Below are 10,264 nucleotides of genomic sequence, written 5' to 3'. Positions count from 1 at the left end.
AACGGACCGACCGCCACCGTCGTCTCCGGTGACCCGACCCAGATCGAAGAGCTTGCGCGGGCGTGTGAGGCCGACGGGGTCCGTGCGCGGATCATTCCCGTCGACTACGCCTCCCACAGCCGGCAGGTCGAGATCATCGAGGGCGAGCTCGCCGAGGTTCTCGCCGGACTCACCCCTCAGACTCCGCGCGTGCCGTTCTTCTCCACGCTCGAAGGCGGCTGGATCACCGAACCCGCTCTCGACGGCGGCTACTGGTACCGCAACCTCCGCCACCGCGTCGGCTTCGCCCCCGCCGTCGAAACCCTCGCCACCGACGAGGACTTCACCCACTTCGTCGAGGTCAGCGCCCACCCCGTCCTCACCATGGCCCTCCCCGACACCGTCACCGGCCTCGGCACCCTCCGCCGCGAGGAGGGCGGCCAGGAGCGCCTGGTGGCGTCCCTCGCCGAGGCGTGGGTCAACGGCCTCGCGGTCGACTGGAGCCCTCTCCTCCCTGCCGCGACCGGCCCGCTCCCCGGCCTCCCGACGTACGCCTTCCAGGCCGAGCGTTACTGGCTCCAGAACACGCCCGCCACGCTCACCACCGCCGACGACCGGCGCTACCGCGTCGACTGGAAGCGGCTCGCGGTCACCGAGGAGGCCGCGCGCGCCGGGCTGTCCGGGCGCTGGCTGGCCGTCACCCCCGAGGACCACTCCTCGCAAGCTGCCGCCGTGCTCACCGCGCTGGTCGACGCCGGCGCCCAGGTGGAGGTGCTGGCGGTCGGGGCGGATGACGACCGGGAGACTCTGGCAGGGCGTCTGGACGGTCTGACGGCCGGTGCGGAGTACACCGGTGTGGTCTCGCTCCTCGACGGGCTCGTGTCGCAGGTGGCGTGGGTGCAGGCGCTCGGTGACGCCGGGATCGGCGCGCCGCAGTGGTGTGTCACCCGGGGCGCTGTCTCCGTCGGCCGCGACGACTCCCCCGCGGACCCCGACCGGGCCATGCTCTGGGGCCTCGGCCGCGTCGTCGCCCTCGAACACCCCGAACGCTGGGCCGGTCTCGTCGACCTCCCCGCGGACGCCGACCAGGCCGCTCTGGCCCACATGCTCGTGGTTCTCGCCGGCCGCACGGGCGAGGACCAGGTCGCCGTACGCGCCACCGGGCTCCACGCCCGCCGTCTCGCCCGCGCTCCTCTCCACGGACGTCGGCCCACCCGCGACTGGCAGCCCCACGGCACCGTCCTCATCACCGGCGGCACCGGAGCCCTCGGCGGCCACGCCGCCCGCTGGATGGCCCGTCACGGCGCCGAGCATCTGCTCCTTGTCAGCCGTAGCGGCGAGCAGGCTGCCGGAGCCTCCCAACTGGCCGACGAACTCCGCGCATTGGGTTCGCGTGTCACCATCGCCGCCTGCGATGTCGCCGACCTCGACGCCATGCGCGCCCTCCTCGACACGCTCCCCACCGACAGCCCCCTCACCGCCGTCCTCCACGCCGCCGGCGCGCTCGACGACGGCGTCGTGGACACGCTGACCGCCGCGCAGGTCCAGCGGGCCCACCGTGCGAAGGCCGTCGGTGCCGCGGTGCTCGACGAACTCACGCAGGACCTCGACCTCGACGCGTTCGTGCTCTTCTCCTCGGTGTCGAGCACCCTGGGCATCCCCGGTCAGGGCAACTACGCCCCGCACAACGCCTACCTCGACGCCCTCGCCGCCCGCCGCCGGGCCGGCGGCCGGACCGCCGTCTCGGTGGCCTGGGGGCCGTGGGACGGCGGCGGCATGGCCGCCGGTGACGGGGTGGCCGAGCGGCTGCACCGCCACGGCGTGCCCGGCATGGACCCGGAACTCGCCCTGGCCGCACTGGAGTCCGTGCTCGGCCGGGACGAGACCGCGATCACCGTCGCGGACATCGACTGGGACCGCTTCTACCTCGCGTACTCCTCCGGCCGCCCGCAGCCCCTGGTCGAGGAGCTGCCCGAGGTGCGGCGCATCATCGACGCGCGGGAGAGTGCCGCCGCCGGGCAGGACGGGAGCCCGTCCGCGGGCGGGAACCCCCTGGCCGAGCGGCTGGCCGCCGCGGCTCCCGGCGAGCGTACGGAGATCCTCCTCGGTCTCGTACGGGCGCAGGCCGCCGCCGTGCTCCGGATGCGCTCGCCGGAGGACGTCGACAGCGGCCGGGCCTTCAAGGACATCGGCTTCGACTCGCTCGCCGGTGTCGAACTCCGCAACCGGCTGACCCGGGCGACCGGGCTCCAGCTGCCCGCGACGCTCGTCTTCGACCACCCGACGCCGCTGGCCCTCGCGGCCCTGCTCCGTACCGAGTTCCTCGGCGAGGAGGAGACGGCGGACGCCCGGCCGTCCGCCGTCGGTGTCGGCACCGCCACCGCCACCGACGCGGGCACCGACGCCGACACCGACACCGAGACCGACCCGATCGCGATCGTCGCGATGAGCTGCCGCTACCCCGGTGGCGTCCGCAGCCCGGAGGACCTGTGGCGGATGCTGTCCGAGGGCGGCGAGGGCATCACGCCGTTCCCGACCGACCGCGGCTGGGACCTGGAGGGTCTCTTCGACGCGGACCCCGACGCGCTCGGCAGGGCGTACGTCCGCGAGGGCGGGTTCCTGCACGACTCGGCCGAGTTCGACGCGGAGTTCTTCGGTGTCTCGCCGCGCGAGGCGCTCGCCATGGACCCGCAGCAGCGGTTGCTCCTGGAGACGTCCTGGGAGGCGTTCGAGCGGGCCGGCATCGAGCCGGGCTCGCTGCGCGGCAGCAGCACCGGTGTCTTCATCGGCCTCTCCTACCAGGACTACGCGTCCCGCGTCCCCAACGCCCCTCGCGGCGTGGAGGGTTACCTGCTGACCGGTACCACCGCCAGCGTCGCGTCCGGCCGTATCGCGTACACCTTCGGTCTCGAAGGGCCCGCGACGACCGTCGACACCGCCTGCTCGTCCTCGCTGACCGCCCTGCACCTGGCGGTGCGGGCGCTGCGCGGCGGCGAGTGCACGATGGCGCTCGCCGGTGGCGTGGCGATGATGGCGACTCCGCACATGTTCGTGGAGTTCAGCCGGCAGCGGGCGCTCGCCCCGGACGGCCGGAGCAAGGCCTTCTCCGCGGACGCCGACGGATTCGGCGCGGCGGAGGGCGTCGGGCTGCTGCTCGTGGAGCGGCTCTCGGACGCGCGGCGCAACGGACACCCGGTGCTCGCCGTGGTCCGCGGCACCGCCGTCAACCAGGACGGTGCCAGCAACGGCCTGACCGCGCCCAACGGCCCCTCGCAGCAGCGGGTGATCCGGCAGGCGCTGGCCGATGCCCGGCTGTCGCCCGGAGACGTCGACGCCGTGGAGACGCACGGCACGGGCACCGCGCTCGGCGACCCCATCGAGGCGCAGGGACTGCAGGCCACGTACGGGAAGGAGCGGCCCGCGGAGCGACCGCTCGCCATCGGCTCCGTGAAGTCCAACATCGGGCACACCCAGGCCGCGGCCGGTGCGGCGGGCATCATCAAGATGGTCCTCGCGATGCGCCACGGCACCCTGCCGAAGACCCTGCACGCCGACGAGCCGAGCCCGCACGTCGACTGGGCGAACAGCGGCCTCGCCCTCGTCACCGAGTCGATCGACTGGCCGGCCGGTACCGGTCCGCGCCGGGCCGCCGTCTCCTCGTTCGGCATCAGCGGGACGAACGCCCACGTGGTGCTGGAGCAGGCGCCGGATGCGCCGGATGCAGTCGAGGCGGCTGAAGCAGCCGACGTCGCTGACGGGCGGCACCTGCCCTGGGTGCTGTCCGCCAAGGACGAGCAGTCGCTGCGCGGGCAGGCCGCCGCCCTGCACAGTTGGATGAGCGGCACCGACAGCGACACCGGCACCGCTGGCGACACCGCCGGCCTGCGGGACATCGGGTACGCGCTCGCCACGAGCCGTACCGCCTTCGCCCACCGCGCCGCCGTGACCGCCGCCGACCGGGACGGGTTCCTGGACGGGCTGGCCACGCTGGCCCGCGGCGGCACCTCGGCCCACGTCCATCAGGACACCGCCCGGGACGGCTCCACCGCGTTCCTCTTCACCGGCCAGGGCAGTCAGCGGCCCGGCGCCGGCCGTGACCTGTACGACCGGTACCCCGTGTTCGCCCGGGCGCTCGACGAGATCTGCGCCCATCTCGACGGCCACCTCGAACTGCCCATGCTCGACGTGATGTTCGCCGCCGAGGGCAGCGCGGAGGCCGCACTGCTCGACGAGACCCGGTACACGCAGTGCGCGCTGTTCGCCCTGGAGGTCGCGCTGTTCCGGCTCGTCGAGAGCTGGGGCATGCGGCCGGCCGCGCTGCTCGGCCACTCGGTCGGCGAGATCGCCGCCGCGCACGTCGCCGGGGTGTTCTCGCTCGCCGACGCCGCACTCCTGGTCGCCGCCCGCGGCCGGCTCATGCAGGAGCTGCCCGCCGGCGGCGCGATGCTCGCCGTCCAGGCCGCGGAGGGCGAGATCCGCGCGTGGCTGGAGGTTGAGGAGGAGCGGTACGCGGGACGCCTCGACGTCGCCGCCGTCAACGGCCCTCAGGCGGCCGTCCTGTCCGGCGACGCCGACGCGGCACGGGAGGCGGAGGCGCACTGGTCCGGTCTCGGCCGCAGGACCCGCGCGCTGCGGGTGAGCCACGCCTTCCACTCCGCGCACATGGACGCCATGCTCGACGGTTTCCGTGCCGTCCTGGAGACGGTGGAGTTCCGGCGGCCCTCCCTGACCGTGGTCTCGAACGTCACCGGCCGGGCCGCGGGACCGGACGAACTGTGCGACCCCGAGTACTGGGTGCGGCACGTCCGCGGCACCGTCCGCTTCCTCGACGGCGTCCGCGTCCTGCGCGACCTGGGCGTGCGGACCTGCCTGGAGCTGGGCCCCGACGGGGTCCTCACCGCCATGGCGGCCGACGGCCTCGGCGCCGACGGCACCGGCTCCGACTCCGCCTCCGATGGGCCCCGGCCCCTGCTCGTGGCGCTGCTGCGCCGCAAGAGGCCGGAGACCGAGACCGTCGCGGACGCCCTCGGCAGGGCCCACGCGCACGGCACCGGACCCGACTGGCACGCCTGGTTCGCCGGATCCGGGGCGCGCCGCGCGGACCTGCCCACGTACTCCTTCCGGCGCGACCGCTACTGGCTGGACGCCCCGGCGGACGACACCGCGGCGGACACCGCCGGGCTCGGCCTCGGCACCGCCGACCACCCGCTGCTCGGCGCCGTGGTCAGCCTCCCGGACCGGGACGGCCTGCTGCTCACCGGCCGTCTCTCGCTGCGGACCCACCCGTGGCTCGCGGACCACGCCGTCCTGGGAAGCGTCCTGCTTCCCGGCACCGCGATGGTCGAACTGGCCGCCCACGCCGCCGAGTCCGCCGGACTGCGCGACGTGCGGGAGCTGACCCTGCGCGAGCCGCTGGTCCTGCCCGAGCGCGACGGCGTCGAGCTGCGGGTGACGGTCGGAGAGCCGGCCGATGACGGAGCACGGCCCGTGTCCCTCCACTCGCGGATCGCCGACGCGCCCGCCGGCACCCCGTGGTCCTGCCACGCGACCGGCGTGCTGGCCACCGACGGGCCCGAGCGGTCCGCCGAGTCCGACCGTGTGGCCGTGTGGCCGCCTCAGGGCGCCGAAGAGGTTCCGCTCGACGGCCTCTACGAGCGGCTCCACGGCAACGGCCTCGCCTTCGGTCCGCTGTTCCAGGGGCTGAGCGCGGTGTGGCGGTACGAGGACGAGGTCCTCGCCGACATCGCCCTGCCGACGGACGCACCCGCGAGCGCGGCGGCGGCCCGCTACGGCATCCACCCCGCCCTGCTCGACGCGTCCCTGCACGCCATCGCGGTCGGCGGTCTCGTCGACGAGCCCGAGCGCGTACGCGTCCCGTTCCACTGGAGCGGTGTCACCGTGCACGCGGCCGGCGCCGCGGCGGCCCGGGTCCGCCTCGCACCCGCGGGGAAGGACGCCGTCTCGCTGTCCCTGACGGACGGCGAGGGACGCCCGCTGGTCTCCGTGGAACGCCTCACGCTGCGCCCGGTCAGCGCCGACCAGGCGGCGGCGAGCCGCGTCGGCGGGCTGATGCACCGGGTGGCCTGGCGTCCGTACACCCTGGCCTCCGCCGGCGAACAGGACGGGTACACCGGCCTGTTCGGGCCGACGGCCGTCCTGGGCAAGGACGAGCTGAAGGTCGCCGCCGCCCTGGAGTCCGCGGGCGTCGAGGTCGGGGTCTACCCCGACCTGGCCGCGCTGGCCCGCGACGTGGCGGCGGGCGCCCCGGCGCCCCGTACCGTCCTGGCCCCGCTGCCCGCGGGTCCCGCCGACGGCGGCGCGGCGAGCGTACGGGGCACGGTGGGCCGCACCCTGGAGCTGCTCCAGGCGTGGCTCGCCGACGAGCGCCTCGCGGGCGCCCGGCTGGTCCTGGTCACCCGCGGCGCGGTGCGGGATCCCGAGGGGCCCGGCGCCGACGACGGCGGCGAGGACCTGTCGCACGCGGCGGCCTGGGGTCTCGTGCGGTCCGCACAGACCGAGAACCCCGGCCGGTTCGGCCTGCTCGACCTGGCCGACGACGCCCCGTCGTACCGGACCCTTCCGTCGGTGCTGGCCGACGCCGGGCTGCGCGACGAGCCCCAGCTCGCCCTGCACGACGGCACCGTCCGGCTGGCCCGCCTGGCCTCCGTCCGCCCCGAGCCGGGCGCCGACGCGCCGCGGCTCGACCCGGAGGGAACGGTCCTGCTGACCGGCGGCACCGGCGGTCTCGGCGGAGTGGTCGCCCGGCACGTGGTGAGCGAGTGGGGTGTGCGGCGTCTGCTGCTCGTCAGCCGTCGCGGCCCGGACGCCCCCGGGGCGACGGAGTTGGTCACCGAGCTGGAGGGTCTCGGGGCCGTGGTGTCGGTGGTGGCGTGCGATGTCGCGGACCGGGAAGCCCTGACCGGCGTACTGGCCGGGATTCCGGCCGAGCACCCGTTGACCGCGGTCGTCCACACCGCGGGAGTCCTGTCCGACGGAACGCTTCCGTCGATGACGACGCAGGACGTGGAGCATGTGCTTCGTCCGAAGGTCGACGCCGCGTTCCTCTTGGACGAGCTCACCTCGACGTCCGCGTACGACCTCGCCGCGTTCGTCATGTTCTCCTCAGCCGCCGCCGCTTTCGGTGGCGCGGGACAGGGCGCGTACGCGGCAGCCAACGCCACCCTCGACGCCCTCGCCTCACGCCGCCGGGCGGCCGGACTCCCCGCCCTCTCCCTCGGCTGGGGACTCTGGGCCGAGAACAGCGGCATGACCGGCGGACTCGGCCAGGCGGACCTGCGCCGCATGAGCCGCGCGGGCATCGGCGGGATCAGCGACGCGGAGGGCACCGCCCTCCTCGACGCCGCCCTCCGCGACGGCCGGTACCCGGTCCTGCTGCCCCTGCGCCTCGACGCCGCCGGACTCCGCGACGCGGCCGGGAACGACCCGGCCGGGATCCCCGCGCTCTTCCGGGACGTCGTCGACACCAGGACCGTCCGGCCCCGGCCGTCCGCGGCCTCCGCCCCGGCGACGCTGGGGACTCCGGGGACTCCGGGGACGGAGACCGGCCCCGGCCAGGCCGCCCCGGCTGCGGAAACGCTCGCCGAACGGGCAGCCGCCGTGGACGGGCCCGCACGGCAGCGCCTGCTCCTGGAGTTCGTCGTCGGCGAGGTCGCCGAGGTACTCGGCCACGCCCGCGGCCACCGGATCGACGCCGAACGGGGCTTCCTCGACCTCGGCTTCGACTCCCTCACCGCGGTCGAACTCCGCAACCGGCTCAACTCCGCCGGCGGCCTCGCCCTCCCGGCGACCCTGGTCTTCGACCACCCGAGCCCGGCCGCGCTCGCCGCCCACCTGGACGCCGAACTGCCGTGCGCAGTCGAGGACATCGAGGCCGGGACCGGGACCGCGGCCTCCAGGAGCAGCGCCGACACGGACGCGCTCCTGGCGCAACTCACCCGCTTGGAAGGCGCCTTGGTGCTGACGGGCCTCTCGGACGCCCCCGGGAGCGAAGAGGTCCTGGAGCACCTGCGGTCACTGCGCTCGATGGTCACGGGCGAGGAAGGGATCGCAGCCGGGTCCGGAACCCCGGATGCGTCCGGCGCCCAGGCCGAAGACCGGTCCGGGGCCGGGTCCGGGTCCGGGTCCGGGTCCGGGTCCGGGGCCGGGTCCGGCGGCGGGAGCGGGAGCGGGAGCGAGGACGGTGCGGGAGTGCCGGACTTCATGAACGCCTCGGCCGAGGAACTCTTCGGCCTCCTCGACCAGGACCCCAGCACGGACTGATCCCTGCCGCACAGGTCGCCTCCCGCCCGGACCCCGTCCCGGGCACCTCGACTCGAATCACTTCATGCGCGCCTCGGGCGCCTCCAGGAACTCAAGGGGACAGCGTGTCCACGGTGAACGAAGAGAAGTACCTCGACTACCTGCGTCGAGCCACGGCGGACCTCCACGAGGCCCGCGGCCGCCTCCGCGAGCTGGAGGCGAAGGCGGGCGAGCCGGTGGCGATCGTGGGCATGGCCTGCCGTCTGCCGGGCGGTGTCGCCTCGCCGGAGGACCTGTGGCGGCTGGTGGCGGGTGGCGAGGACGCGATCTCGGAGTTCCCGCAGGACCGCGGCTGGGACGTGGAGGGCCTGTACGACCCGGACCCGGAGGCGACGGGCAAGAGCTACGCCCGCGAGGCCGGATTCCTGTACGAGGCAGGCGAGTTCGACGCCGACTTCTTCGGGATCTCGCCGCGCGAGGCGCTCGCCATGGACCCGCAGCAGCGGCTCCTCCTGGAGGCGTCCTGGGAGGCGTTCGAGCACGCCGGGATCCCGGCGGCGACCGCGCGCGGCACGTCGGTCGGCGTCTTCACCGGCGTGATGTACCACGACTACGCCACGCGGCTCACCGACGTCCCGGAGGGCATCGAGGGGTACCTCGGCACCGGCAACTCCGGCAGCGTCGCCTCGGGCCGGGTCGCGTACACGATGGGCCTGGAGGGCCCGGCGGTCACGGTCGACACGGCGTGCTCGTCGTCGCTGGTCGCGCTGCACCTCGCCGTGCAGGCCCTGCGCAAGGGCGAGTGCGACATGGCCCTCGCCGGCGGCGTCACGGTCATGTCGACGCCCAGCACGTTCGTGGAGTTCAGCCGGCAGCGCGGCCTGGCCCCGGACGGCCGGTCGAAGTCCTTCTCGTCGACGGCGGACGGCACCAGCTGGTCCGAGGGCGTCGGCGTCCTCCTCGTCGAGCGCCTGTCGGACGCGCGCCGCAAGGGTCACCGCGTGCTCGCCGTGGTCCGGGGCACCGCCGTGAACCAGGACGGCGCGAGCAGCGGCCTTACGGCTCCGAACGGGCCGTCGCAGCAGCGGGTGATCCGGCGCGCGCTGGCGGATGCCCGGCTGACGACCGGTGACGTGGACGTCGTCGAGGCCCACGGCACGGGTACCCGGCTCGGCGACCCGATCGAGGCGCAGGCCCTGATCGCCACGTACGGGCAGGGCCGGGACGGCGAACAGCCGCTGCGGCTCGGGTCGTTGAAGTCCAACATCGGGCACACCCAGGCCGCGGCCGGTGTCTCCGGCGTCATCAAGATGGTCCAGGCGATGCGCCACGGCGTCCTGCCCAAGACGCTGCACGTGGAGAAGCCGACCGACCAGGTGGACTGGTCGGCGGGCGCGGTCGAGCTGCTGACCGAGGCGATGGAGTGGCCGGAGAAGGGCGACGGCGGGCTGCGCCGGGCAGCGGTGTCGTCGTTCGGCGTGAGCGGGACGAACGCGCACGTCGTGCTGGAGGAAGCGCCGGACGTCGAGGAGACCCCGGCCGGCGGGCCGGCGGTCGACGGCGGCGTGGTGCCGTGGCTGGTGTCCGCGAAGACCCCGGCCGCGCTGGACGCGCAGATCGGGCGCCTTGCCTCGTACGCGGACAGCCGTACGGATCTGGACACCGGTGCGGTCGCACGCGTACTGGCCGGTGGGCGTGCTGAATTCGAGCACCGCGCGGTCGCGATCGGAGCCGGGCGGGACGCCCTCGTACAGACGCTGACCGCTCCGGAAGGGCTGATACGCGGGACGGCCTCCGACCTGGGTCGGGTGGCGTTCGTGTTCCCGGGGCAGGGCACTCAGTGGGCCGGGATGGGTGCCGAACTCCTCGACACATCACCTGAGTTCGCCACAGCGATGGCCGAGTGCGAGACCGCGCTCGCCCCGTACGTCGACTGGTCGCTTGAGGCCGTCGTCCGGCAGGCGCCCGGCGCGCCCACCCTGGAGCGGGTCGACGTCGTCCAGCCCGTCACCTTCGCCGTCATGGT

Annotated in this window: 2 protein-coding genes; both read left to right on the top strand. The window is 74.8% G+C overall.

The genetic code is table 11. The features are described 5' to 3' along the window. Nucleotides 1-8,259 (top strand): SDR family NAD(P)-dependent oxidoreductase (locus ACIBG6_RS39375; RefSeq protein WP_399227583.1); only part of this gene is annotated, 8,259 nt, incomplete at its 5' end. A 113-nt stretch (nt 8,260-8,372) separates the two neighbouring features. Beyond that, on the top strand, nt 8,373-10,264 hold a 1,892-nt coding region (locus ACIBG6_RS39370), incomplete at its 3' end, for a type I polyketide synthase (RefSeq protein ID WP_399227584.1).

Source organism: Streptomyces sp. NPDC050842 (assembly GCF_044456565.1).
GTDB lineage: Bacteria > Actinomycetota > Actinomycetes > Streptomycetales > Streptomycetaceae > Streptomyces.
Note: the sequence above shows the minus strand (reverse complement) of the source record. Positions and strands in the feature narration are given on the sequence as shown.